This window comes from Pseudomonas sp. FSL R10-0399, from assembly GCF_009600165.1.
GTDB classification, from domain to species: Bacteria; Pseudomonadota; Gammaproteobacteria; order Pseudomonadales; family Pseudomonadaceae; genus Aquipseudomonas; species Aquipseudomonas helleri.
This window is the reverse complement of sequence record NZ_WIWK01000039.1, coordinates 1-26288: the sequence shown is the minus strand read 5'-3', so window position 1 is coordinate 26288 and position 26288 is coordinate 1. Positions and strand designations below refer to the sequence as shown.

The 26288-nt window shown below is 56.6% G+C and carries 17 protein-coding genes and 1 tRNA gene; 15 read left to right on the top strand and 3 right to left on the bottom strand.

Features of this window, described 5'->3' with window-relative positions; translation table 11 throughout:
- Positions 1-700 precede the first annotated feature (700 nt).
- From bcsQ to GHO41_RS13360, 10 genes are all read left to right on the top strand, one after another.
- Complete coding sequence (bcsQ, locus tag GHO41_RS13405) at positions 701-2269, top strand: cellulose biosynthesis protein BcsQ (protein ID WP_256678750.1); 1569 nt, start codon at positions 701-703, stop codon at positions 2267-2269.
- Positions 2269-4491 carry a UDP-forming cellulose synthase catalytic subunit gene (bcsA, locus tag GHO41_RS13400; protein ID WP_048368895.1) on the top strand — a complete coding sequence of 741 codons (2223 nt, stop codon included), beginning with the start codon at positions 2269-2271 and terminating at the stop codon, positions 4489-4491. Before bcsQ ends, bcsA begins: the two co-directional genes overlap by 1 nt.
- Positions 4491-6779, top strand: coding sequence for a cellulose biosynthesis cyclic di-GMP-binding regulatory protein BcsB (gene bcsB / locus GHO41_RS13395; RefSeq protein WP_153329814.1), 2289 nt, complete (start codon positions 4491-4493; stop codon positions 6777-6779). The genes bcsA and bcsB overlap by 1 nt, the downstream gene beginning before the upstream one ends.
- A gap of 6 nt (positions 6780-6785) precedes the next feature.
- Positions 6786-8024, top strand: a complete 1239-nt coding sequence (gene bcsZ, locus GHO41_RS13390) for a cellulose synthase complex periplasmic endoglucanase BcsZ (protein WP_153329816.1) — start codon at positions 6786-6788, stop codon at positions 8022-8024.
- Entirely contained in the window at positions 8000-11932 is a 3933-nt protein-coding gene (locus tag GHO41_RS13385; RefSeq protein WP_153433806.1) for a cellulose biosynthesis protein BcsC, read from the top strand. The genes bcsZ and GHO41_RS13385 overlap by 25 nt, the downstream gene beginning before the upstream one ends.
- 16 nt (positions 11933-11948) lie before the next feature.
- Positions 11949-12614, top strand: coding sequence for an SGNH/GDSL hydrolase family protein (locus GHO41_RS13380; RefSeq protein ID WP_153433805.1), 666 nt, complete (start codon positions 11949-11951; stop codon positions 12612-12614).
- Between the two features lie 17 nt (positions 12615-12631).
- Positions 12632-13285 (top strand): alginate O-acetyltransferase AlgF, encoded by a 654-nt coding sequence (locus tag GHO41_RS13375; protein ID WP_153433812.1) that lies wholly within the window; start codon positions 12632-12634, stop codon positions 13283-13285.
- An 18-nt stretch (positions 13286-13303) separates the two neighbouring features.
- Complete coding sequence (locus GHO41_RS13370) at positions 13304-14719, top strand: MBOAT family protein (RefSeq protein ID WP_153433804.1); 1416 nt, start codon at positions 13304-13306, stop codon at positions 14717-14719.
- Positions 14720-14730: 11 nt separating this feature from the next.
- Complete coding sequence (locus GHO41_RS13365) at positions 14731-15873, top strand: cell division protein FtsQ (RefSeq protein ID WP_178126510.1); 1143 nt, start codon at positions 14731-14733, stop codon at positions 15871-15873.
- A 146-nt stretch (positions 15874-16019) separates the two neighbouring features.
- Positions 16020-17096, top strand: a complete 1077-nt coding sequence (locus GHO41_RS13360) for an alkene reductase (RefSeq protein WP_153433802.1) — start codon at positions 16020-16022, stop codon at positions 17094-17096.
- 139 nt (positions 17097-17235) lie between these two features.
- Here GHO41_RS13360 and GHO41_RS13355 read toward each other — a convergent pair.
- Positions 17236-17310, bottom strand: a tRNA-Gln gene (locus GHO41_RS13355).
- Positions 17311-17627: 317 nt separating this feature from the next.
- Between GHO41_RS13355 and GHO41_RS13350 the strand changes: the two genes are divergently transcribed.
- Positions 17628-18185, top strand: a complete 558-nt coding sequence (locus GHO41_RS13350) for a helix-turn-helix domain-containing protein (RefSeq protein ID WP_048368902.1) — start codon at positions 17628-17630, stop codon at positions 18183-18185.
- Between the two features lie 16 nt (positions 18186-18201).
- A complete protein-coding gene (locus GHO41_RS13345; RefSeq protein WP_153391414.1) occupies positions 18202-19548 on the top strand; it encodes a glutamine synthetase family protein in 1347 nt (448 codons plus the stop codon).
- A gap of 21 nt (positions 19549-19569) precedes the next feature.
- Here GHO41_RS13345 and bamA read toward each other — a convergent pair whose 3' ends face one another.
- Positions 19570-21936 carry an outer membrane protein assembly factor BamA gene (gene bamA / locus GHO41_RS13340; protein WP_153376062.1) on the bottom strand — a complete coding sequence of 789 codons (2367 nt, stop codon included), beginning with the start codon at positions 21934-21936 and terminating at the stop codon, positions 19570-19572.
- A gap of 230 nt (positions 21937-22166) precedes the next feature.
- Here bamA and GHO41_RS13335 point away from each other — a divergent pair, with 230 nt between their 5' ends.
- From GHO41_RS13335 to GHO41_RS13325, 3 genes are all read left to right on the top strand, one after another.
- The gene (locus GHO41_RS13335; protein ID WP_048368907.1) at positions 22167-22853 is read left to right on the top strand and encodes a response regulator transcription factor; all 687 of its coding nucleotides are present in this window, start codon (positions 22167-22169) and stop codon (positions 22851-22853) included.
- Positions 22850-24130 (top strand): sensor histidine kinase KdpD, encoded by a 1281-nt coding sequence (locus GHO41_RS13330; protein ID WP_048368908.1) that lies wholly within the window; start codon positions 22850-22852, stop codon positions 24128-24130. Before GHO41_RS13335 ends, GHO41_RS13330 begins: the two co-directional genes overlap by 4 nt.
- Before the next feature lie 544 nt (positions 24131-24674).
- Entirely contained in the window at positions 24675-25124 is a 450-nt protein-coding gene (locus GHO41_RS13325; protein ID WP_153330413.1) for a hypothetical protein, read from the top strand.
- Positions 25125-25127: 3 nt separating this feature from the next.
- Here GHO41_RS13325 and GHO41_RS13320 read toward each other — a convergent pair.
- The coding region (locus tag GHO41_RS13320; protein ID WP_153433801.1) for an aldehyde dehydrogenase (NADP(+)) at positions 25128-26288 on the bottom strand (1161 nt) is incomplete at its 5' end.

Sequence of the window (26288 nt, the reverse complement as noted above, 5' to 3'; positions counted from 1 at the left end):
ACAATTTATGGCAAGTAATTGCTTTAGAAGGTAAGGCGGGTGGTCTTCTTATAGCTAATTACTCTGGATTCTACGTGGGGGGGGGCAAAGTTGGCCGCTAAGCGACCTGAGGCGAAATCTGTGCGCAGGTTGGTAGGTAGTTGTCTGTGGTCTGGTGCGCTGGAGGGCTCACCGTGCGCTGCTACAATAAATGGAGGTCAAAAAAATTTATGCCAAACAGGTGGCGGTATCCGCGATGGCTGATGTTCATTTGAGCTGGAGGCTGCGGTAATCAAAGTTTTTTAGTCTTTTCAAATGATTGTGGTCGAATTGTTCTAAGTATGCGGGCGTTAACGTGAGATGGAGAGGGTGGTACAACAATTGCTCAAGTGGCTATCCGTCAGTCAGGTATCGTTTTTTGTGGCGCACTAGAAAGGTTGTGAAGTTATTGCATGGCTTAAAAAACTTGTCGTGAGGCCTTCAATTGGTGGGTTCAAGCGAGCGGGATGCGTTTGGTGATTGTTTGATCTTGATTGTGTCGGTAATGAAAAACCAAAAACGCCAAAAAAATGACGATGCCAGTTGTTTTAACTTGGTGATGCAGCTTTTTTTGCTGGATTATCCAAAATATTGACGATATCATTTTGGTGGCTTATCTTGATGTATATAAAGTGGCGTTGCGGATGTCCTTTTTAGAAAGTCAGCGTCACGGGAAATGTCTATGACTCGTACAGATGACATATCGAATCTTTTTGGTCGATTCGGAGCAAGTGCTGAGAGTTATCACGAGTTCGATAGTCAGGTCGATTTCAAAGAGGCTCAGTCGGCTCAGGAGCAGGAAGAAATGCCGTCTGGCTCAGAGCTTGCCCCCGTTCCTGGTAACGTCCCACTTGATCCTGTAGCTGAAGTGCTCGAAGAGCTTATCGAGCCTGTGCAGGTTGACGTGCACTCCTCGCTGCATGAAGTATCTTCAGTATCGTCTGCTCCTATCGTAGTGGGCGATTGCTTGCCGGTTGTTGAGGCTTGTCTCGCGTCTGAACTGCTTGAAGTTGAAGCCGCTGCATTACCAGTGCCGACTTCGAGTACTGCTGAGCCCACTGCGTTGGCAGAAGTTATTGATGCTGGTGATTGTTTTGAGGCGTCTGCTACAGGGGCTGAATTCGAGCAGTCAGTTGAGTTCCGAACGCCGCAGGAGCAGTCGTTTTCAGCAGTGACTTCTGTTACTGCGCCAAGCCAACTGCGTAATCTGTTGTCTGAAATCGCTCAGGAGCGACCGGCTATAGAGGCTGCTGGCCAACTGCTTGCGGCCGAAGAAGCGTCAGAATCCGGGCGCTCTGATGTGTTGCTGGTAGAACAAAAGCAGGCTTTGCCAGCAGTTCCTCCTGTCACTGCACCTGGCCAGTTGCGCAACCTGCTCGCTGAAGTAGTGCTGGCCCGTCAGGCAGAGGCACAACTCCTAGCTGAGGAAGCGTTGCGTCAAGCGGCAGCCCGTGGTCGTCCCGCCAAGTGCAAGGCGCACATTGTGGTGATGATTTCGCTCAAGGGTGGGGTCGGAAAGACCACTCTGAGTGCCGGTCTGGTCAGCAGTTTGCGGCTTAAGGGGGGGCGAGCGCTGGCAATCGATCTTGATCCGCAAAACGCGTTGCAATATCACCTAGGGGTCGAACACAGCGTGTCCGGTTTCGGTAGCTCCAGCATGGCAGGGCTCAACTGGAGCGAGAGGTGGCAACGCGCTTTTAACGATGCTTTGCTGTTGCCCTACGGCATATTGAGCGAAGACGAGCGGAGTTCACTGATTAAGGACATGACCGAAGACCGCCATTGGCTGGCTCGCCAATTAGACAGCATGAATCTGGATGAAAACGATGTAGTGGTGATCGATACAGCGACCGGCAACAACCTAGCATTGATGCAGGCCCTGGATGTGGCGGATGAAGTACTTGTTGTGACGACGGCTGATGCGTCGAGTTTCATCGCCCTGGATCAGATCGATGGCGTGTTGGGCGAGAGCGATGCTCGTCCGGCGTATTCACGTTGCAGCTACTTAGTCAATCAGTTCGATGCCAGCCGTGAGTTTTCACGGGATATGCTCCAGGTTCTTAAGCGACGCCTTGGGGCGCAGTTGATGGCGGTTATTTCCCTGGATCATACCTTGGGTGAAGCGCTTGCCTATGGACGAAACCCTTTTTCAACGGTTGAGCCTTCGCCGGCGTGTGAAGACGTGTTGAATCTCGCAAAACAGCTAAAGGCCAGATTCGAAGCTACACCTGTTCAAGGGATTGAAGGTTGATGATAACAACAACTCCAGAATCCGGAGCCCCGTCTACACGCACGCAGCGTTGGGCCCAGGCATTTTCTGATCGTATTGAGCGGTGGCCGACGGCATTACGTCGAACTCTGGGCATAGGTGTGACCCTCTTAAGCTGCTTGCTTGCCATCTTTATTATCATTACGCCTTTTGAGTTGTATGCGCAGTGCATCTTTGGTTTGGGCTGTTTCATGGTGGCGCTGATTTTGCGCAAGATCCCGGGTCGCCTTACGGTCCTGATCTTGATCGGCCTTTCATTGACGGCGTCGTTGCGCTACATGTATTGGCGCGTCACGTCGACCCTGGGCTTTGAGAGCTGGGTCGACATGGCCTTCGGTTATGGGTTGGTGCTGGCTGAACTATATGCGCTGGTTGTGTTGGTCTTCGGTTACTTGCAAACAGCCTGGCCATTGCGTCGTCAACCGGTTTTGATCAAGGGGCCGCCCAGCGAGTGGCCCGTTGTAGATGTATTTATCCCGTCATATAACGAATCTCTGGATATCGTAAAGCTGACGATCTTTGCAGCCCAAGCAATTGACTGGCCCAAGGACAAGCTTCGCGTGCATGTACTCGACGATGGTCGGCGTGAGGACTTCCGCGAGTTCTGCGCCCAGATCAATGTCAACTACATTACTCGTGACAACAACCGTCATGCCAAGGCTGGCAACCTTAACGAAGCTCTTAAAGTCACTAGTGGCGAATTTGTGGCATTTTTTGATGCTGACCACGTGCCAACACGCTCGTTCCTGCAAATCAGTATCGGCTGGTTTCTCAAGGACCCCAAGCTTGCGATGCTGCAGACGCCGCACTTTTTCTTTTCTCCGGATCCATTCGAGAAAAACCTCAACACCTTCCGCTCTGTACCCAACGAAGGTGAGCTGTTTTACGGCTTGGTGCAAGACGGAAACGATCTGTGGAACGCAACCTTCTTCTGTGGCTCTTGTGCAGTGCTGCGCCGTGAGCCATTGCTGGAAGTTGGTGGCGTGGCAGTAGAAACCGTAACTGAAGACGCCCACACAGCGTTGAAGCTCAACCGTGCCGGTTACAACACAGCTTATCTGGCTATTCCTCAAGCAGCCGGTTTGGCCACAGAGAGCCTGTCGCGACATATCAGCCAGCGGATTCGTTGGGCGCGAGGGATGGCGCAAATTTTTCGGACGGATAACCCGTTGTTCGGCAAGGGTCTCAAACTGGGGCAGCGCTTATGCTACCTCAACGCAATGTTGCACTTTTTCTATGGCTTGCCGCGGCTTGTGTTCCTGACTGCGCCACTGGCATATCTGTTTTTCGATGCTCAGATTTTCCATGCAACAGGGTTAATGATCACGGCGTATGCGTTGCCGCACATTTTTCATGCGAGTTTGACCAACTCGGCTATCCAAGGGCGTTACCGTCATTCGTTCTGGAACGAGGTGTATGAGACCGTCCTGGCCTGGTACATCATGGGTCCGGTACTGATGGCGCTCGTAAACCCAAAGTTCGGTGGTTTCAACGTTACCGACAAAGGCGGGATCATCGATCAAACTTTTTTCGACTGGAAGCTGGCCCGGCCTTATATCGTGCTTCTAGCGCTCAACGTTGCAGGCATGATTTTCGGTTTTGTGCAGCTTGCAACAGGCGATGAGGGTGCTGTTACGACCTTGCTGATTAACTTGGTTTGGACGGTCTATAACCTGATCATCACCAGCGCTGCCGTGGCGGTAGCCAGTGAAACCCGTCAGGTGCGTTCAGAGCCGCGGGTTGCAGCCGAGTTGCCGGCGTTGTTGACCTTGGACGATGGTCGTTCAATAGAGGGCGTCACTCAGGACTTTTCACAAAAGGGCATGGGATTGCGTTTGCCTGAAGGCTTTAGCGTGCCTCAAGGGGCGCGGGTCAAGCTTTCGTTGTATAGAGATGATCATCCCAGTGTGTTCCCGGCAAGCATTGTGTTCAGTCGCGGCTCCTTGCTCGGTCTGCAGTTTGATCACTTGACGTTGCGCCAGCAAAGCGAACTGATTCGTCTGACGTTTTCACGTGCTGATACCTGGGCTTCTACATGGGGGCATGGCCAAATCGATACTCCTCTGACTGCTTTGCGCGCTGTTACCCGCATTGGTTGGCGGGGTATTCATGCACTTTTTCAAGCCACGATCATGGAAGCACGACAGTTCTTTCAGCGTCGTCGTGTCGGCCCCTCCACTCCAGAAAACGTAATGGACAAATGATGAAATCAAAGTCTTTCGCTTTCAGTAATCTGCGCGACCCGCGTCGCACCCTGGCAGGCATTGCATGCGCCTGGCTGGCGTTGAGTGGCGGCACTGTATTCGCCGAAACTGCTGCTGCGCCTGCTACTTCAGTTGCGCCTGCAGTGGCCAGTCCGCAGGGCTACACCGTTACGCTCAAACAATTGGGACGAAATTATCCAATGACGTTGCGTGGTGTAGATTCGACGGACAGCGTCAGCTTCAATGTGCGCGCAGATTCTATTGTGACTGGCGCCAAGTTGAATTTGCAGTATTCGTATTCGCCTGCATTGCTGGCGGAGTTGTCGCAAATCAACGTGCTGATCAATGACGAGGTGGCAGCGAGCTTACCTTTGCCTAAAGACAAGGCCGGACAGCCCCAGCAGCAGACAATCGAAATTCCGGCGCATCTGATCACCGAATTCAATCGATTGAGTCTTCAGTTTATCGGCCACTACACCATGAGTTGCGAGGATCCTCAGCACACCAGTTTGTGGGCCAAGATAAACAACAGCACCAATTTGAGCCTTGATATATCGCCATTGGCATTACCCAACGATCTGTCGATTTTACCGCTGCCATTTTTTGACCGCCGTGACGCGTTGCCATTAAACCTGCCATTTGTATTTGCAGCTTCACCGGACAACACCACATTAGAGGCAGCTGGTGCGCTGTCGTCCTGGTTTGGTGCGCTGGCCAGTTACCGCGGTGCCCGGTTTTCGTCAACCTTTAACCAGATCCCAGCCAGCGGTAATGCCGTGGTTCTGCTTAGCGGACCGGGTGAGCTGCAACTGGATGGGGTGAGCTTGCCAGCAGCCAAGGGCCCTAGCATCAATATCATGACCAACCCCAATGACCCGAATGGCAAGTTATTGCTCATCACTGGTCGTGACAGCGCAGAAGTCAAGCGCGCAGCCACAGCGCTGGTCTTGGGAAGTCAGGCGTTGTCGGGCAACAGTGTGGTTATTGACAGCCTTGCAGTAGTGCAACCGCGCAAGCCTTACGATGCGCCAAACTGGTTGCCAACAGATCGCAAGGTCAAGCTCGGCGAACTTCTTCCCGAGCAGCAGTTTAATGTATCCGGTTACAATCCTGGCGATATCGTCGTGCCATTGAACTTTCCCCCTGACTTGTTTACTTGGCGAGATGATGGGGCCCCTCTGGACCTTAAATACCGTTACACACCGCAAGAGAAATCTAACAACTCGTCATTTATCATCAGCTTCAATGAAGCGTTGATTCAATCACAGAGCCTGCCATCAGAAGAAAAGCTCGACAGCAGTGTGTTGAGTTCGCTTAAAGCTAACAATGGCAATTTGGAGCGCGAGGCCAACGTGCGTTTGCCGCTGAACTCGGTGGCACTGCAATCACGCCTGCAACTGCGCTACATGTTTGATTACATCAAGCAGGGCGAATGCCGCGACATCATCATCGACAACATGCGCGGCTCCATCGACCCCGAGTCGACTCTGGACTTGACCGGTTACGACCATTTCATCGCGATGCCTAACTTGGGCGTGTTCAAAGACGCCGGCTTCCCGTTCACCCGCATGGCTGACCTGTCAGAAACTGCGGTGGTGCTGCCTGATCACCCAGGCGTTGCCGAACTGAATGCGTTCCTGACCGTGCTCGGCCGTTTTGGCCAATCCACCGGTTACCCGGCGGTTGGCGTGCAAGTGATTGAAGCCGACAAAGTGGCGGGCGCCGCAGATAAAGACCTGCTGGTGTTTGCCTCGGGCAACAACCAGCCGTTGCTGTCTCTATGGGCCGATCGCCTGCCGGCTTACGATGCTAATGGCCAGCAGAAATTCCATCTGTCTGACCTGCCGATGCGCGTGCGCGACTGGTTCAGCCCGGATCCGGAAGCCAACTTGCGTAAAACCAAGCTGGCGATGGCGTTCTCTGGTGGTGCGCGCAGCACTTACCTGACGGGCTTTGAGTCGCCGCTCAAGAGCGGTCGCAGTGTGGTGGTGATCGCAGGGGGCGGCCCTGACGGCCTGGCCGATGCGACCAATGCCCTGATTGGCGGGGAGGATTACAACCAGTCGGTCCAGGGTAGCCTGGTGGTGGTTCGCGATAAAGCCGTGGAGGCGCTGGTAGCTGACGAGGATTACTACGTCGGCAACCTAGGCACGATCAAATACCTGCAATGGTTGATGTCGCGCCACGTGCTGTGGGTGCTGGTGCTGACTGGCCTGGGCGTGGTGGTGCTCAGCGGGCTGGCTTACCTGGCATTGCGTGCACGTGCCAACAAACGGTTAGGTGACTGATCTGCCATGAAGGTTATTTCCAGCTCTGCATTGAACTCACTTTTGCGCAGTAGACGCACCGTATTCTCTTGGCTGGGCGGTCTTCTTGCTGCCGTTAGCTTGAGTCCTGCTTTGGCAGGTAATTCAGTGTGCAAGAATGAAAGTTGGCCATTGTGGCAAGCCTATGCAGCACGTTATGTGCAGGATGATGGGCGGATGCTCGAGTCAAGCGTCGAGCCCAATCACAGCACCTCTGAAGGGCAATCCTATGGAATGCTGTTTGCCTTGGTTGCGAATGATCCTCAAAGATTTGAGTCACTGTGGAAATGGACAACTGCCAATTTGGCAGGTGCTGACATAAATATCCGTTTGCCAGGATGGTTGTGGGGGCGTGGAAAGGATGAACAGTGGCAATTGCAGGACGCCAATTCAGCCTCTGATGCCGACTTGTGGATGGCTTATTCATTGCTCGAAGCTGCCAGGGTATGGCAGCGTCCGGATTATCACGATGATGCTCTGCGCTTGCTGAAAACTATTGAGTCGAAGTTGGTGATGAGTCTTCCTGGGCTGGGCAAAATGGTGATTCCCGGCCCTGAGGGGTTTGTCCAGCCTGATCATCTTTGGCGTCTTAACGCCAGTTATTTGCCGATTCCACTTTTGCGCCGCCTCGCCAAAGAAGCACCGAACGGTCCGTGGAAAGAGGTTGCCGAAAACACCGTGAAAATGGTTAAGGCCTCGAGTCCTGAAGGCTATGTTGCTGACTGGGTCGGTTATAGGGCAACAGGGCCGAAAGAAGGCCTGTTTGTCGTCGATCCGGTCAAGGGTGACATCGGTAGCTATGACGCAATCCGAGTCTACTTGTGGGCCGGTATGACCCCTAAGTCTGATCCGCTGGCGGGGCCACTCCTGTCTAGCCTCAACGGAATGTCTCTTGGTACGGGGTCAACAGGTTTCCCACCTGAGAATGTTCAGACCCAGAGCGGGGCACTCAAGGGGCAAGGGCCTTTCGGGTTTTCTGCGGCGTTGATCCCCTATTTTGAAGCGAAGGGGCAACCCTGGTTAGCGGATATACAGCGGCGTCGAGTAGAAGAGTCGCTAAACGCCGCGTTGCTTAACGGTGGAAACTCAGGCAGCGAACCGTTGTATTACAACACTATGCTTAGCCTGTTCGCGCTTGGATGGGCAGAAAAGCGTTATCAGTTTCGTGATGATGGAACATTAAAAATGTCTTGGGAGACGCCATGCGTTCGCGCAGAAACTCGCTAGTTATCGGCCTAATGACTGCTGTTATTGGCGCAACGGCCCATGCTGAAAACAGTGATGTGCAAAAAGTGTTGATCGAGCAGGGTCAATACTGGCAAGCGCGCTCTGATGCCCCACGCGCTGCTGAGGCGTGGGAGAAAGTACTACGACTTGATGCCAAGCAAGTGGACGCACTGTATGGCATGGGGCTGGTCTCTCTCAAAATGAACAAGCCTGAGCAGGCGAAACAATACCTTACCCGTTTGCAGGCATTGTCGCCCCGGCCTTGGCTAGCAGCGCAGCTTGAGCAGGATATTGCCCTTACTGATCCGAAAAATATTGCATTGCTCGCTGAAGCGCGACGCTTTGCTGATAGTGATCAGCGTGATCAGGCAACCGAAACGTTCCGAAAGCTTTTTGCAGGGCGAACCCCAGAGGGGCAAGTCGGACGAGAGTATTACACTAACCTGGCTTTCAATCCGACCGGTTGGCCCGAAGCGCGCAAAGGTTTTGAGCGTTTGTTGCGTGAAACGCCAGACGAGCCGATTCTAGCGCTATTTTATGCCAAGCACCTTGTTCGCCATGAAGACAGTCGAGCTGAGGGGATTCGGGCATTAGCGAAACTCTCGACTCGAGTGGACATTGGCGGTGATGCGGATGAAAGCTGGCGTCTCGCATTGGTCTGGATGGGGCCGCCGAACGCAGTACAAGTGCCTCTTTTCGAGCAATTTCTGAAAGTCCATCCTGATGATCAGGGGATTCGCGATTTATTAAACAAAGGCAAGTCTCAATCCGTCGCAGCAAGCCGGCCCGTGGCTTGGCAACCGGATCCATTGGTTGCGCGTGGATTACAGGCGCTTGAAAAGAACGATCAGGCTAGTGCAGAGCAAGCTTTTTCTGCTCGTTTGAAAAATAAATCTAACGACCCCGACGCACTTGGCGGCATGGGAGTGGTTCGCCAGCAACAGAATCGTCTTGCTGAGTCTGAGCAACTGCTCAACCGAGCTATTGCCAATGGTGGCTCACGCTGGAAACCGGCACTCGACAACGTGCGCTACTGGGCATTGCTTCAACAGGCGCGGGGCGAGGCGAAGAACCAGCCTGCAAAGGCTCAGCAAAGCATTGCACAAGCGATGCGCCTTAACCCCAAGGGGTTTGAGGCGCGGTTGGCGCTAGCAGATGTACAAGCTCAAAACGGCCAGCTGGATGCCGCGCAGTCCAACTACCGTCAGGTTTTGGCCTCGCAGCGTGGTAATGCCCAGGCTGTGCAGGGCTTGGTGAATGTGCTATCGCAATCAGGCCAGGCTGATGAAGCGCTGCGCCTGCTTGATACCCTGACTCCCGCCCAGCAGGCTGAGGTTGGCGGGGGAGGGCGTTTGCGTGCACTGCGGTCTACTCAGAAGGCAAAAATTGCCGAGCAACGAGGTGACACTCGCGGGGCACAACAAGCTCTGTTGCAAGCGGTCAACGATGACCCTGATAACGTATGGACCCGGTTTGACCTGGCAAGGCTTTACCTTAAGACCGGCGAACCTCAGAAAGCGCGTGATCTGATCGACAGTTACCTCAAGGCGCACCCGACAGATGTCGATGCACTCTACACCAGTGCTTTGTTGTCTGTTGAGATGGAGCAGTGGGATGCCGCGCAAGCTGCTATCAGCCGAATCCCGGTTGGTCGTCGCACTGCTGATATGAACGAGTTGGCTGATCAGATAACGCTGACAGTGCAGATCAAGATTGCAGCTGCGATGGCTCGTCGGGGCCAGAGACAAGAAGCGCTGGCTTTGCTTGACCGCTTGCAACCAATGGCCACCCGCAGCCCTGATCGCATGGCAACTTTGGCTTCCGCTTATGTGGATGCGGGAGACTCGCAGCGGGCGTTGACCATGATGCGTGACGTCATCAATCAGACGCCAACCCCGTCTGCCGATCTCATGCTGCAGTATGCCAACCTGCTGCTGAAAACCGGCAATGATGCGCAGGTCAACTCAATCCTGCGTGGTTTACAAAACCAGCGTATGAGTGTTGCCACCCGCAAACGCTACGATGATGTGCTTTATCAATATCGGATTCGCCAAGCTGATTTGCTGCGCGAAGCGGGTGACCTGGCGGGTGCTTACGAGACCCTCGCGCCGGCTCTGGCCTCGCGTCCCGATGATGTCGGTGCTGTTTCAGCCCTGGCCCGTATGTACGCCACCAGCGGTGACAATGCCAAAGCTTTCGAGTTATACAAGCCTTTGTTGCAGCGTCAGCCCAATGATCCGCAGATGCTCCTCAATGCGGCCGATGCAGCTGTATTGGCGCATGACAACGGTTATGCCGAACGGGCTCTGGAGCAGTATGAGAAGCTGCAAAACTTCGATCCGCAGTCATTGGAGCAGGCGGCACGTATTTATCGCAGCATGGGTAAAAGCAGTAAGGCAACCGATTTGCTACGCAAAGCCGTAGGCATTGAGCAGAGCGAGCAAAAACGTAGCCTGGCGTCTCAGATGGCAACGTCCAATACACCTGGTAACCCTTTTGCTGGCACATCTTCGCAGCGTTTTAAAGAGGGGCGCGCAGCGCTGGATACTATCCCTGCGCCGACGCAGGCGCTTCTGGAGTCCTCCTCATATACGTCGTCCAGTTCAGTGCCGTTACCGGCGGACCTGTATGCCGACCCGTTAACACGCAGCAGGGCGCCGGCAGGCTCGACAGTTGCTGTGGTCCCTGGTGTTCGTCTGGGCGGCGATACAGCTAACCCATTTGCGCCTTCAGGGACGGTCAACGTTGCTGTAGAGCAAGTCAGCTCTGCTCAGCGCGCTTTGGACAGTATCCTGCAGGAACGCAGTGGATACGTTACCCAAGGCGTTACGATCCGCAGCAATGACAGTGAATCCGGCTTGAGTAAGCTAACAGACGTCGAAGCGCCTCTTGAGGTGAATATTCCGGTCGGGGATGATCGTTACTCTGTTCGCGTAACCCCTGTTTCACTGACTGCCGGCCGAGTAGGCACTGATGCTGCCGAGCGTTTTGGCAGCGGTGGCGAATCGGCCGACGGTATTGGCTCGCAGCGCGATCAGGGTGTGGGTGTGAGTGTGGGCTACGCGCGCCCGGATGAAGGCATCAAAGCCGATATCGGGACCACTCCAATGGGCTTCAAGTACAGCACGATGGCTGGTGGTGTTAGCGTCGATCGCCCGCTTGAGAGCAACTCTAATGTTCGATACGGCGTCAACGTCTCTCGGCGCCCTGTCGTCGATAGTGTGACCTCATTTGCCGGTACTACTGATGGCCGGACGGGGCAGTCATGGGGTGGGGTTACAGCCAACGGCGGGCGCGGGCAGTTGAGCTATGACGACCAGGAAGTCGGTGCCTATGGCTATGGTTCGTGGCACAAGCTGGTTGGACACAATGTTGAATCCAACAGTCGCACGGAATTGGGCGGCGGAGTGTACTGGTATCTGCAAAATGTCGAAGACTCCAAGCTGACTCTCGGCTTAAGTGCTACCAGTTTGAGTTTTGAAAACAATCAGGATTTTTTTACATATGGGCATGGTGGCTATTTCAGCCCCCAGAGTTACTTTGCTCTCGGTGTACCGGTCACATGGTCTCAGCGTAATGACCGTTTGACTTATCAGCTAAAAGGTTCGGTGGGTGTTCAACACTTTGAACAAGATGCTGCGGACTACTTCCCGAATGACAAGAATCTGCAAGCAGCCAGCGGCAAGCGCTATTCAGGCCAGAACAAAACCGGCATCGGCTACAGTTTGAGTGCGGCTGGGGAATACAAGTTCGGCTCAAACTTTTTCCTGGGTGGCAACCTGGGACTGGATAACGCGCAAGACTATAAGCAATACACAGGCGCACTGTACCTGCGCTACATGTTTGAGGACATGAATGGTGCGATGGAACTACCGGTAAGTCCTTACCGTTCCCCTTATTCAAATTAATTATCTGGAGCCTTCAATGCCTTCTTCTGTTCTTGCTGGTATGACCTTATTGGTGCTTGGAGAAAGCCACATGAGTCTGGCGGACCATTTGATGGAGCCGTTGCATGCCAACTTGACCCAGCAGGGTGCTAATGTGCATTCGATTGGTGCCTGCGGTGCCAGTGCCGGGGATTGGCTGGTCACGAAAAAAGTCGATTGCGGTGCCGAAGAAAAAGGCAATAGCAAAATAGTGATCAAGGGACGCGATGCGACGACAACCCCTATCAAGGACTTGATTGCTGCTGACAAGCCTGATCTGGTAGTGCTGGTGATTGGAGATACGATGGCTTCCTATGACAACCCGGTTTTTCCGAAGGCCTGGGCATGGCAGAACGTTTCAAATTTGGTCAAAGAAATTACAGCGAACGGTGCCAAGTGCGCATGGGTAGGTCCTGCATGGGGTAAGGAGGGCGGCCAGTACAAAAAGAACGATCCACGCACCAAGCTGATGTCGGCATTTCTGGCGTCCAACGTTGCACCGTGCACTTATATCGACTCGTTGCAGTTCTCCAAGCCCGGTCAATGGGTCACTACAGATGGGCAGCATTTTACTGTGGCCGGTTATAAGTCCTGGGCTAATGCAATTGGTGAGGCGTTGGGCAAATTACCCGCGGACGCTGTCGGCAATAAAGGGGCTAAATAGTGACTCGTTTATTTCCCATGTTTACCACTATTGCAGCGATGGGGGTCAGTACGACGCTAATGGCTGCAGAGTTCGCCCTGTATCCGACAGGGCCAAGTGCAGACTCGGCATTCATACGCTTCGTCAACGCCAGCCCTGCGCCGCTGGAGGTGGTTGCTCAGCCTGGGCAGGCGCCGCTGCGTCTGGAGACGGCGCAGCCGGTGTCGCTGTTGTTTCCCGTGGACTCCAGCAAACCGATCAAGGGCACGCTGGTCAGTGGCGGGCAGAAGTTGCCCATCGATTTGAAGATCGAGCCCAGTGAATTTGTGACGGTGTTTGCAGTACCTGATGGTGCGGGTATTCAGCAGGCGGTGGTGCGCGAACCCGAGAATGACTTCAACGCTTTAAAGGCCTCGCTGGCGTTTTTTAACGTTGATGCGTCGTGTGCCGATGCCGCGCTGCTTGCTGCGGGCCGCAACGCTGAGTTGTTCAAGTCTGTCCCGGTCAACACCGCCCAGCGCCGCCTGATCAATCCGGTGCAATTGTCGGTGCAACTGGTGTGCGCGAATGCCAATGTCGGCGCTGCGCTGGATCTGGGCCAACTCAAGGCGGGCGAGCGTTACAGCGTGATGTTGGTGCCGTCTGCCAACGGGCCGCGGTTGTTGCACGCAACGGACACTCTATCCCACTGATCGGATTCTGCCGCCGCCATGGTCTTCGCCTCTCTCGAGTTTCTGACGTTATTTCTGCCAGCGTTCCTGCTCATCTATGCGCTGGGCAAGCCGCAGTGGCGTAACGTTATTTTGTTGATCGGCAGCTGGTTGTTTTACGGCTGGCTGAACCCGATGTTTCTCGCGTTGCACATGGCGTTGACCGTGGTCGCGTGGGTCGGCGGGCTGCTGATTGACCGCTCGCGGGAAGATTCGAAGGGCCGTGTGCGGTTGTTGGTCGCCCTGATCGTGTTCAACACCGCCGTGCTCTGCTGGTACAAGTACGCGAACATCCTTGCGGCCACCTGGATGGAGTGGATCACCTATCCGGGTGCCATGCCGCTGGAATGGCAGCGCGTGGCGCTGCCTGCCGGGCTGTCGTTTATCGTGCTGCAGGCGATCTCTTATCTGGTGGATGTGCACCGCAAAACCGTGCCGGTCGAGCGCAGCTTTGTGAACTACGCCACCTACATTTCGATGTTCGGCCACTCGATTGCAGGGCCGATTATTCGTTACGACTGGGTGCGCCGCGAGCTAGTCAAGCGTTACTTCGACTGGCAGAACTTCTCGCTGGGTGCCCGCCGTTTCATGATCGGCATGTGCATGAAAGTGCTGGTGGCCGACACCCTGTCGCCGTTGGTGGACGTGGCGTTTCATCTGGACAGCCCGTCCTTTGTCGATGCCTGGATCGGCTGCCTGGCGTACTCGCTGCAACTGTTTTTCGACTTTGCCGGCTACAGCGCTATGGCCATCGGTCTGGGCTTGATGCTGGGCTTTCACTTCCCGGAAAACTTCAATCAGCCGTACCTGGCCCGAAGCATTCAAGACTTCTGGCGCCGCTGGCACATGTCGCTGTCCAGCTGGTTGCGCGACTACCTGTACATCGCCTTGGGTGGCAACCGCAATGGCGCCTGGAAAACCTATCGCAACCTGTTCCTGACCATGGCCATCGCCGGTCTGTGGCATGGCGGCGACAGCTGGAATTACCTGCTGTGGGGCGCTGCGCACGGTATTGCATTGTGTGTGGACCGCCTGTGGTCACGCTCGACCTTGCCGAGTATTCCGCCGGTGCTGGCGCACACCTTGACCCTGTTGTTTGTGTTTATGGCCTGGACGCTGTTCCGCGCGCCGGACTTCCATTCGGCGTTGAACATGTACGCGGGGCAGATTGGTTTGCACGACTTTGCACTGGGCGACGCGCTGGCCGTGACCCTGCGTTCGGCCCATGGCCTGGCGGCTTTGCTGGGGATCGCCTGCATCCTCGCGCCGGCCTTTAAAAGCCGGTATGAGCAACGCTTCAGCGGCTCAGCGCTGTATGCACCGATAGCGGCCGTGTGGCCGGTGGCGGGTTTTCTGCTCTCGTTCGCGTTGATCGCGAGCCGTGAAGCGGTGCCTTTCCTGTACTTCCAGTTCTGATGGCCGAGCCCATGCCTGACTCATCTCCAAAAGCGGTTATGCCGAGTGAATTCACGGCCCGTATCAGCAAGCTCTCCGGCTGGGTATTCGCCGCGTTTTTGCTGGCAAGCTTTGCTTCGGTTGTCTGGTTAATGGTCAGCGGCAAGGTACAACTGTTGCCGCCCAACCTCACCCAGGACCAAGTGCTGCACGGCGAGGTGACTCATAAAATCGCCAAGCAATTATCGATGGCGGCGATGCCGGAACGCGCCGCTGATCTGGAACGCGCGGCCAGTTGGCTGACCTTCCATGACACCGGCGCGCGGGTGCGTCCGGGCTGTGACGGCTGGTTATTCCTGACCGACGAAATGCGCATCAACCGTCACGCCCAGGACAATGCCAACACCAAAGCGGCAGCGGTGGTCGACATTCAACAGCGCTTGGCCAAACGCGGGATTCAACTGCTGGTAGCGGTGGTACCGGACAAGAGCCGGATTGGCGCTTCACAACTGTGCGATTTGCGTCGCCCGGCGCAATTGCAGGACCGCGCGGTTGCCTGGGTCGCGGCGTTGAACAGGGCGGGCGTCAAGGCCATCGACCTGGCGCCCACCCTGCAACCGTTGGGCGCCGAGGCGTTTCTGCGCACTGACACTCACTGGAGCGAAGTGGGCTCATCGGCGGCTGCCAAAGCGATTGCCCAGCACGTGCAGGCCATGGGCATCAACGCCACCCCGCACACAGACTACGAGCGCACCGTGCAAAGCCCGGCCCGCCGACCGGGCGACCTGGTGCACCTGGCGGGTCTTGATTGGTTGCCGGTGAGCGCCCAGCCCGCCCCGGAAACAGTGGCGGCCAGCGAATTCAGCGAGAAAAAGACCGAAGGTAGCAGCGGGGCGGCCAGCGAAGATGACCTGTTTGGCGACGACAACCTGCCCAACATCGCGCTGATCGGCACCTCCTTTTCGCGTAACTCCAACTTCCTGGGTTTCCTGCAACAGGCGCTGGCCGCGCCGGTGGGCAACTTCTCCAAGGATGGCGGCGAGTTTTCCGGTGGTGCGAACACCTACTTCAACAACCCGGCCTTCAAAGACACCCCGCCCAAACTGGTGATCTGGGAAATCCCCGAGCGCGACATCCAGACGCCTTACAGCGAAACAATTGAGTGGGCCAAGTAGGTAACAACCCCCGTAGCAGTTGACGAGCTCAGCGAGGCTACGTTCGGCTGCGAAGCAGTCGTAAAGATCTTTTACTGGCACCGGCAGCATGAGGCGCCGCGGTCTATGCTCACAGTCCTTCGCCATTCCTCAAAAGGACCGCAGCCATGACCGAAAAGACGTTGTTTGAGCCTTACGCCCTTGGGCACCTTACGCTTGCCAACCGCATCGTGATGGCGCCGCTGACGCGTAACCGTGCGGGTAAAGGGTTTGTGCCCAGTGAGTTTGCGCCAGAGTATTACGGCCAGCGGGCCTCGGCCGGTTTGCTGATCTCAGAAGCCACGCAAATTTCTCAGCAAGGGCAGGGCTATCAGGACACGCCCGGTATTTATTCCCCGGCGCAAATTGACGGCTGGCGTGCAGTGACCGATGCCGTACATGCGAAGGGCGGGCGGATCTTTGCCCAGTTATGGCATGTGGGGCGGATCTCCCACGTAGACCTGCAACCCGATGGCGATGCCCCGGTAGCACCTTCTGCGCTGCGGGCCGAGAGTAAAACCTTCGTCAATAACAGTTTTGTGGACGTCTCTGAACCTCGGGCGCTGGAGCTTGAGGAACTGCCGGGCATCATCAACGATTTTCGTCAGGCCGCCGCCAATGCCATCAAGGCAGGCTTTGACGGGGTCGAGATCCATGGCGCAAACGGTTACTTGCTGGACCAATTCGCCAAAGACGGCGCCAACCTGCGTGACGACGCCTATGGCGGTTCCATCGTCAACCGTGCCCGCTTGTTACTGGAGGTGGCGTCGGCGGTGGCCAGCGAGATCGGCCCGCAGCGTACCGGTATCCGTATTTCGCCGGTTTCCCCGGCCAACGGGATAACCAGCAGCGATCCGCAGGCGCAGTTTGATTACATCGTCGACCAGTTATCGGCGCTCGACCTGGTGTATCTGCATGTAGTGGAGGGTGCGACCGGCGGACCGCGTGATGTTGCGCCCTTTGACTATGCCGGGTTGCGTCGACGTTTCAAAAACACCTACATCGCCAATAACGGCTATGACCTGGCGCTGGCGAAGCAGCAATTGGCAGAAAACAAGGCAGATTTGTTCGCTTTCGGGCGGCCATTTATTGCCAATCCGGATCTGGTCGAGCGCCTGAAAACCGGTGCGCCTCTGGCTGAGCTGGATCCGAACACCCTGTATGGCGGGGGCGCTGCCGGATATATCGACTACCCGACGTTGTAGTCGCTGACGAGGCACGAAGGCTGCGAGAAGAGGTAAATAAAACGGTTTTCGCAGCCTCATGCTTCGGCAGCGACTACAGGTATTGCGAATTTTTTTTAGTTATTCGTTGGGTGCCTGGCGGCTGAATAACACTGGAAAATGGCAGGGGCGGCTGGATTTGAACCAACGCATGGCAGGATCAAAACCTGCTGCCTTACCGCTTGGCGACGCCCCTGTATCTGTTGCGAAGAGTGCCTTGCACTCTGTGTGACGCTGCTTACTGCGAGGTCTTTAAGATCTGCTGTAAGAGTGGGCGAGAATATATCGACATTTTCTCGACCTGTGAACCCCCTGAATGAAAAAAATCACGTAAAAACAGCCGCTTAGTGCTTTTTTAGGGCATGCCGAGAGGTTTTTTGCCCCAGCCAACGGTTGTCTGGTCAAAAAATAACCTTGCGCTTGTGAAATTTACCGAGTAATTTTTCATGAAATTAAGCTAAATAAATTTCATGGCGGTATAAATGTGCCTTCCAGCCTGTGTGGAATCAGGGCGTGAATAAACAAGAAGAAATCGCTGCGCTGGCGATCCTCATTCACGATCTGCGCAAGCATAAAAAAGTCACCCTCACGGAACTGGCCGACAAAATTGGCCGCTCGGTGGGTTTTATGTCCCAGGTCGAACGCGGTCTGTCGCGGCCGACGGTGGCAGATCTCACCGCCATCAGCGAAACGCTGGACGTGCCGACCACCTATTTCTACAACATGCCCAAGCCCAAAGCCTTGTCCTGGGTTACCCGGCCGGACGAGCGCCGCACCTTGTACCTGGCCAACGGCATCACCGACATTCTGGTTTCGCCGAAAATCCGCGCATCGTTTTCCATGCTCGAAAGTTTGCTGGAGGCGGGTGCCACCAGCGGCGAGCGGCATATGCTCGACAGCTCCGAGCAGGGCGGCTATGTGCTGGAGGGCGAGCTGACCTTATGGCTGGGCGACGACGAAGACCCGGTGACCTTGCGCGCCGGCGACAGCTTTCAGTTCGACAGCAACACTTTGTGCCGTTACGCCAACCTGACCGAGCAGCTCACACGCGTGCTGTGGGTCTACACCTGATTTAAGGATGAATACGATGGATGCTGCGTGCTCTGACCTGCTGGCCGAAGTGCGGACCTTTCGCCAGCGCTACCCGGATGTGCGGTATGTCGACCTGATTTCCCTGGACATACCGGGGCATTTTTACGGCAAACGTTATCCGATCGACATGCTGGAAAAAGTCGCAGGGGGCAGCGCGCTCAAGTTGCCGCAAAACTGTGTGTTGCTGGGGGCGCAGGGCGGGTTGTTCAAGATCGGTGATTATTGCTTTAACGATGGCGACCCTGATGCCGTGCGCCGTCTGGTGCCCGGCACACTCAAGCCGGTGACTTGGGAAGGCCAGCCGCTGGGGCAAATGCTGATTACCTCTGACGGGACGGCAAAACCCATCGAATTCGAGCCGCGTGAAGTCCTCGCGCAAGTGCTTAACCGGTTGGCCAGCAAAGGCATTCATCCGGTGGTGGCGTTTGAGCTGGAGTTTTATCTCTTCGACAAGCACCTGCGTGATGGCCTGCCGCAATTTGCCCGTGACCCGTTCACCGACGACACCGATGACCAGCCCAACATGCACATCGAGCGCCTGTCGCGTTTTGCCCCGGTGCTCAATGAAATGGTTGAGGCGGCGCAAATCCAGGGTATCGATGCCACGGTCATTACCGCCGAACTGGGCCCGGGCCAGTTTGAAATCAACTTTGGCCACCTTGACGATGGTTTGCGTGCCGCCGACTGGTCAGCGCTGTTCTGCCGCAGCACCCGGGGTGTTGCGATGAAGCACGGTTACCGGGCCAGTTTTATGTCCAAACCCTACCTGCATCAGCCGGGCAGCGGCATGCATGTGCACGTCAGCCTGTATGACGCGGCGGGCAACAACCTGCTGGCGGCCAATCAACAGCAACCGCTGCGCCATGCCATTGCGGGTTGTCTGGAACTCTTGCCTGCGTGCATGCCGATTTTTGCCCCCAACCACAACGCCTTTCGCCGTCTGGGCGGCACCACCAACATCGCCACCCGCGCCAGTTGGGGCTTTGAAGACCGCGACGCGTGCTTGCGGATTCCCGAGTCAGACAGCAAAAACCTGCGGGTGGAATACCGTCTGGCGGGCGCCGATGCCAACCCGTACCTGGTGCTGGCGGCGATTTTGGTGGGGCTTGAGCACGGGCTTGAATCGGCCAAAGAGCCGATTGCGCCACTTAACGAAGACCGCAACAGCGGCGTCGACTTCCCGCTGGACATGCTCGAAGCCGTGCGCGCCATGCAGCCCCAACCGCAGTTGCGCGCAGGTTTGGGGGCCGAGTTCGTCGACGTTTATTGCGAAAACAAACGCCAGGACCATCTGGCGTTTATGCAAGACATCAGCGCGCGGGAGTACCGCTGGTTTATGTAAATAACGTTCTCGCTGGGCGGGTTAGAACGTTTGCCCCAGCGAGAACTGGAAGATTTGCGTTTCGGCATCGGTCGGTTTGCGCACCGGGAAGGCCAGGTTGACGCTCAGCGGGCCCATCGGGCTGTACCACGTCACGCCCACGCCCAGCGAGCTGGCCATCTGGCTCAGGTCTACGCCGTCGCAGCCGGTGGTGGTGCTCAAGTAGCACTTGTCTGAATACACGCTACCGACGTCCCAGAACAACGAGGTCCGCAGCGATTTGTTGTCCTTGATGAAGGGAATCGGGAACAGGTATTCGACGCCGCCGGTGATCATGATGTTGCCGCCCAGCGCGTCGGTTTTACGGTCGGTGTAGTACTCCTGGCCCATGCTCGCGTACTTGCCGGTGGCCGGGGTGTTGCGTGGGCCGAGGGTGCCGCTTTCAAAGCCGCGCACCGAACCTTCACCGCCTGCGGTGTAGTTTTCATAGAACGGCAGGCCGTCGGTTGAGCCGTAGCCATTGCCGTAGCCCAGGTTGGTATGAAAACGCAGCGAGGTGGACTGTGTCAGCGGCAGGAAGGTCTGGCCGCTGTAATCGATTTTGTAGAAACTCAGGTCGCTGCCGGGCACCGTGACCATCAGGTTGAGGTTTTGCGAGTAACCGCGTGTCGCCAGAATCCCTTTGTTCAGGGTCGATTCCGACCAGCCCAGGTTGGCCTTGAAGTTGGTGAAGGATTTGCCGTCGCGCTGGATGAAGTCATAGATCTCATCGGCGCTGTAAGTGCCGGGCTTGAGTTCGTCGTGCTGCGCAGTCAGGCCAAAACTGACGCGTGAAGTTTCGTTGATCGGGTAACCCAGGGTGATCCCGGCACCGTAGCTGTTGATCGAGTAGTACGACACGCCATCGTCGTAATAATCGTTGTAGTCGGTTTTGTTGTAGAACGCGTTGTAGCCAAGGCTCACGCCGTCCGGGGTGAAGTAGGGGTTAGTGAAGCCGATGTTGTATTTGCTTTGGTATTCGGAGCGGGTCAGGCCAAGGCTGGCGGAGTTACCCGTGCCCAAAAAGTTGTTCTGGGTGATCGAGCCGCCGAGGATCAATCCGGCGTTCTGGGCAAAGCCCACGCTGGCAGTGATCGAGCCCGAGGCCTGTTCTTCAACGGTGTAGTTCACGTCCACCTGATCGTCGACACCCGCCACGGCCGGTGTTTCAACGTTGACCTCCTTGAAGTAGCCCAGACGCTCAAGGCGCACCTTGGACTGGTCAATCAGGTAGGTCGAGGCCCAGCCACCTTCCATCTGGCGCATTTCACGGCGCAGCACCTGGTCTTCGGTCTTGGTGTTGCCGCGGAAATTGATGCGGTTGGCGTACGCGCGTTTGGCCGGATCGACCACAAACACGATATCAACCGTGTGGTCGTCTTTATTCGGTGTTGGCACGGCGTTGACGTTGGCAAAGGTATAGCCTTCGTTGCCGAGGCGCCGGGTAATCAAGTCAGAGGTGGTGGTCATCAGTTTGCGCGAGAACACCTGGCCCTTTTGCACCAGCAACAAGGCTTTGATCTGCTCCTCGGGGATTTTCAGGTCGCCGCGCAAGGACACGTCGCGCACGGTGTACTTTTCACCCTCATTGATATTGACGGTGATGAACACCTGCTTTTTGTCAGGCGAAATCGAGACCTGAGTCGAGATGATCTCCATGTTGATGTAGCCGCGGTCCAGGTAATAAGAACGCAGGCGCTCAAGGTCACCGGTGAGCTTTTCGCGGGCGTACTTGTCATCGTTCTTGAAGAACGACAGCCAGTTGGTGGTCTTGAGGGTGAACTGGTCGTCGAGCTCTGCCTGATCAAACACGCTATTGCCGACCACGTTGATGTGCTTGATCGCCGCCACCTGGCCTTCGTCAATCTTGATCTTCAACTGCACGCGGTTACGCGGTTGGGAGACGACTTCGGTGTCTACCGAGGCCGAGTAACGGCCTTGGGCCACGTACTGGCGCAGCAACTCGTTGCGTACGCCTTCAAGGGTGGCCTTCTGGAAAATCTCGCCTTCGGCCAGCCCCGATTGCTTGAGGCCTTTCATCAGGTCGTCGGTGGAGATGGCCTTGTTGCCTTCTATATCAATGCTGGAAATAGACGGGCGTTCAACCACGGTAATGACCAGAACGTCGCCATCGCGACCCAACTGAATGTCCTGGAAAAACCCGGTTTTAAACAGTGCGCGGGTGGATTCTACCAAGCGCTGATCATCCGCTTCTTCGCCGACATTCAAGGGCAGGGCGCCGAACACGCTACCGGCGGAAACCCGCTGCAAGCCGTTGATTCGAATATCAGAAATTTTGAAACCCTGGGCATGTGCAAGGGTGGCATTGAGCAGCAGTGCAACCGAGCAGAGCAGGCGCGGAAAATTCATCAAGATCTTTATTTCCAGAACACATCGACAAGCAGCGCTGGCGGGCGTGCGGATGGCTCGAGCAGACGCCATGCTCCGCGAGCCACGCAAGCGGGTGGAGCGCCAGCATAAAAGCTCGGGGCGTTTGGTGCGGTTAACCCAGTGTCAAGTTAGGTAAAGGTTGGCGTTACGCGATGACGCTGCACGGTTCAGCTACGATAATGCCTGGCCCCCCTTTGCAAGAGTTCGCCATGATCCGTGTATTGCTCGTCGACGATGACCAGGAACTGACTGCACTGCTCAGTGAATATCTGGAGCGCGAAGGTTTTGCTGCGACCGCCGTGCACAGCGGCGAAGAGGGCGAAGTCCAGGCGTTGTCCGGTCGCTACAGCATTGTTGTACTGGACGTGATGTTGCCCCGGTTGTCGGGGATCGAAGTGCTGCGGCGCATTCGTGCGCGCAGCCAGGTGCCGGTGGTGTTGCTGACCGCCCGTGGTGACAACATTGACCGCATTACCGGCCTTGAGCTGGGCGCGGATGACTACGTGCCCAAACCCAGCTCGCCGGGTGAACTGGTGGCGCGTTTGCGGGCGATCATGCGTCGGGTCAATCCCGCCCCTGATCAGACCGCCACCGAAGCGATCAAAACCGGCCAACTGGTGCTCTGGCCCGGCAAACGCCAGGCGTTGTGGCAAGGCAATGAGCTGGGCCTGACCAGTACGGAGTTCAGCCTGCTCGAAGAACTGGCCCGCTGCGCCGGGCAAGTGGTTAGCAAGCAAGATTTGTCGCTCAATGCCCTGGGCTGCCCGTTGACCCGCTACGACCGGCGCATCGACGTGCACATCAGCAGCATTCGGCAAAAGCTCGGCCCGCGTCCTGATGCCAAAGCCTGGATCCAGAGCGTGCGCGGCCTGGGCTACTTGTTGATCGCTGAATAATGAAAGCGAGTCGACTGTTCTGGAAGCTGTTTCTGGCGTTCTGGCTGGCCACCACGCTGACGTTTTTTGTCGGCATGGGCTTTGTGATCCTGAGCAAATCAAAACCGGGGGACCCGCATCTCGACACCATCTTGACCAGCGAAATCCACCTGCTTGAAACCTTTGGTGTCGAGTCGGGCATGCAACTGCTCACGGTCTGGCGCCACCCCGATGATCAAGCCATTGGCGTGTATGACAGCAGCGGGCAATTGCTGGCCGGGTCACCCGTATTGCACCCGGTGTTTGAGCGCGCGGTGCTGAGCAAAGAAGGCATCGAACTGTTTATCCGCTCGACCCGCGCGCCGGGTGAACACGGCGAACCAGGGCCGGAGTTTGGCGAAGGGCCGGGCCTGATGCCGTTGATTATCGGCACGGTGATGAGCGCGTTATTTAGCGGTTACATGGCCTTTTACCTGACCTGGCCGTTGACCTTTTTGCGCCGCGCCATGAGTGACGTAGCCCAGGGCCGATTCGGTACGCGTGTCAAACCAATGATGGGCGGGCGCCGTGATGAAATCGTCGACCTGGCCGAAGACTGTGACCGCATGGCCAACCAACTGAGGCTGCTGGTCGAGGCGCAACAGAGCTTGCTGCATGACATTTCCCACGAATTGCGCTCACCGCTGACCCGCATGCAAGTGGCGATCGGGCTATTGCATCAAGACCCCGGACGCAAAGAAATGGTCGAGCGCATCGAGCGCGAGTCGGTACGCATGGACACCCTGATTGAAGCGCTGCTGACCCTGGCCCGCGTTCAGGGGCGGCCCGACAGCATCGAGCGGGAGCTGGTCGACATCATCGAGTTGCTCAGATTGATCGTTGAAGATGCGCAGTTTGAGGCCGGGGTCAAAGACTGCGAAGTCACCTTGCAGGCGGGGCCACCTTTTGTCAGTCGGGTGAGCGGTGAACTGCTGTATCGCTGTTTTGAAAACGTGATTCGCAACGCCGTTCGCCATACCCGCCCCGGCACGCGTGTGCGGGTAACCACCCAGACCAGTCTGGCGGGCAACAGCTTGCAGGTGCAGATTACCGACCATGGGCCGGGGGTTGAAGAACAGCGCCTGAAGAGCATTTTCCAGCCCTTCGAGCGCGGCGCCAGCGAACCCGGTGGCGGTTTTGGGTTGGGGCTGGCAATTGCTTCACGCTCGGTGGAAATGCACGGCGGCACCATCGTCGCCTACAACCAGCCCTCGGGCGGCCTCACCGTAGAAATCAGCCTGCCCAAAGACCCCGTGTAGGAGCGCGTACACCCTGTAGTCGCTGACAAGGCACGAAGGCTGCGAGCAAACACCCCCGTAGCAGTTGACGAGCCTTGCGAGGCTACGTCCGGGCGCGCAGCGGCCGTAAAAGGGCCAAGATCAAAAGATCGCGAGGCAAGCTCGCTCCTACAGTTTGAATCGCGTACACCCTGTAGTCGCTGACAAGGCACGAAGGCTGCGAGCAAACACCCCCCGTAGCAGTTGACGAGCCTTGCGAGGCTAGGTCCGGGCGCGCAGCGGCCGTAAAAGGGCCAAGATCAAAAGATCGCGAGACAAGCTCGCTCCTACAGTTTGTATCGCGTACACCCCGTAGCAGTTGACGAGCTTTGCGAGGCTACGTCCGGGCGCGCAGCGGCCGAAAAAAGAGCCAAGATCAAAAGATCGCGAGGCAAGCTCGCTCCTACAGGTTTTGTGATCTTTACACGATATTACATAGCCTTGACGGCTCTGTACGCCTTGCCCCCGTAGACTTCCCGCTCAGCACTGTCTGAGGTTTTGGTGATGCCATTGAGTGGAGGTGAACATGTTTTTGGTGCATAAAAAAGGCTTTGTCGCGGGCAAGAAAATGGTCGATGGGCTGGTGCCCTACGATTTTTTTTGCGAAGACAATCCGGCCATTAATCTGTTTGTGTTTACCGGCTCAAACGCCCAGGGCAAGGCGTCGGCAGAGCAAACCTTGTGGGGGTTTACCCGCCTTGAACGCTTTGAGGCATTGACCGATACGTTGGTGTCGCACAAGAAGAATCAAGACTGGTTTCAGACCGTCAACGTGCTCACCGGCCCCGCCCAGAACGGCACCCAGAATGTGAAATTCCAGCGCGTGCTGAAAATCATTAAGCACGTCAGCATGGCGAATCGCGTACCCGGCAAGGTGCAGTACGAGATTCTCACGGATGAGGGTGACACCTACTTCACCCTCAAGTCCGTGGCCCCGGACAGCGCGCAAACGGTTATTTACGCGGCTGACCAGTAAGCGTCAGTTCAGCGCCTCACGGCTTGGCTGACCGTTGAGCAGGCGCTGGATCCCCAGCGGGTTGGCGTTCTTGAGCGCATCGGGCAGCAGGCTGTCCGGGTAGTTCTGGAAACACACCGGACGCAGGAAACGGTCGATGGCCAGGCTGCCGACCGATGTGCCACGGGCATCCGATGTCGCCGGATAAGGCCCGCCATGGACCATGGCATCACACACCTCAACCCCGGTCGGGTAGCCGTTGATCAGCAAGCGGCCAGCCTTGTGCTCAAGCACCGGCACCACTTCGGCAAAGGCTTGCAAGTCAGCGGGTTCACTGATCAGCGTGGCCGTGAGTTGACCGTGCAGGCTGTGCAGCGTTTGCAGCAACTGCGCTTTGTCGGCCACTTCGATGACGATGGTGGTCGGGCCAAAGACTTCTTCTTGCAGCACCTCGGCACCGCCGATCAGCAGGCTGGCATCGGCCTGGAACAACTGCGGGTGCGCCTGATTGCCCTGTTGTTGCGAACCTGCGAGATGGCGAATGCCTTCGACCGAAGCCAAATGGCTGAGACCTTTGACATAGCTTTTCAGGCCACCGGCATTGAGCAGTGTGTGCGCCGGTTGGGCGCTGAAAAACGAGCCCAGCGCATCGACAAAGGCGCTGAACGCTGGTGAGGCAATCCCCAGCACCAGGCCCGGGCTGGTGCAGAACTGACCAGCGCCGAGCATCACCGAGCCACCCAACTCTTTGGCGATCTGTTCGCCGCGCTGTTGCAAGGCTTCTGGCAGCAACACCACCGGGTTGATGCTCGACATCTCGGCAAACACCGGGATCGGTTGCGGGCGTGCTGCCGCCATGTCACACAGAGCGCGACCGCCCGACAGTGAGCCGGTAAAGCCGACTGCTTGAATCGCCGGATGCTTGACCAGCGTTGCGCCAACCCCGGCGCCGTAGATCATGTTGAACACGCCCGCAGGCATACCGGTACGCTCAGCAGCCCGAATAATCGCCTGCGCGACCCATTCGGCGGTTGCCATGTGGCCGCTGTGGGCCTTGAACACCACAGGGCAACCGGCGGCCAGTGCCGCTGCGGTGTCGCCGCCTGCGGTGGAGAACGCCAACGGAAAGTTACTGGCGCCGAAGACGGCGACCGGGCCGACGCCGATGCGGTATTGGCGCAGGTC

Bases quoted from the DNA above. Each gene is read 5' to 3' on its own strand.
- GHO41_RS13345 (WP_153391414.1), top strand. From the start codon at position 18,202: ATGGATGCTGCGTGCTCTGACCTGCTGGCCGAAGTGCGGACCTTTCGC.
- GHO41_RS13385 (WP_153433806.1), top strand. From the start codon at position 8,000: ATGCGTTCGCGCAGAAACTCGCTAGTTATCGGCCTAATGACTGCTGTT.
- GHO41_RS13365 (WP_178126510.1), top strand. From the start codon at position 14,731: ATGCCTGACTCATCTCCAAAAGCGGTTATGCCGAGTGAATTCACGGCC.
- bamA (WP_153376062.1), bottom strand. From the start codon at position 21,936: ATGAATTTTCCGCGCCTGCTCTGCTCGGTTGCACTGCTGCTCAATGCC.
- bcsZ (WP_153329816.1), top strand. From the start codon at position 6,786: ATGAAGGTTATTTCCAGCTCTGCATTGAACTCACTTTTGCGCAGTAGA.
- GHO41_RS13380 (WP_153433805.1), top strand. From the start codon at position 11,949: ATGCCTTCTTCTGTTCTTGCTGGTATGACCTTATTGGTGCTTGGAGAA.
- GHO41_RS13360 (WP_153433802.1), top strand. From the start codon at position 16,020: ATGACCGAAAAGACGTTGTTTGAGCCTTACGCCCTTGGGCACCTTACG.
- bcsA (WP_048368895.1), top strand. From the start codon at position 2,269: ATGATAACAACAACTCCAGAATCCGGAGCCCCGTCTACACGCACGCAG.
- bcsQ (WP_256678750.1), top strand. From the start codon at position 701: ATGACTCGTACAGATGACATATCGAATCTTTTTGGTCGATTCGGAGCA.
- GHO41_RS13335 (WP_048368907.1), top strand. From the start codon at position 22,167: ATGATCCGTGTATTGCTCGTCGACGATGACCAGGAACTGACTGCACTG.
- GHO41_RS13370 (WP_153433804.1), top strand. From the start codon at position 13,304: ATGGTCTTCGCCTCTCTCGAGTTTCTGACGTTATTTCTGCCAGCGTTC.
- bcsB (WP_153329814.1), top strand. From the start codon at position 4,491: ATGAAATCAAAGTCTTTCGCTTTCAGTAATCTGCGCGACCCGCGTCGC.
- GHO41_RS13375 (WP_153433812.1), top strand. From the start codon at position 12,632: ATGTTTACCACTATTGCAGCGATGGGGGTCAGTACGACGCTAATGGCT.
- GHO41_RS13325 (WP_153330413.1), top strand. From the start codon at position 24,675: ATGTTTTTGGTGCATAAAAAAGGCTTTGTCGCGGGCAAGAAAATGGTC.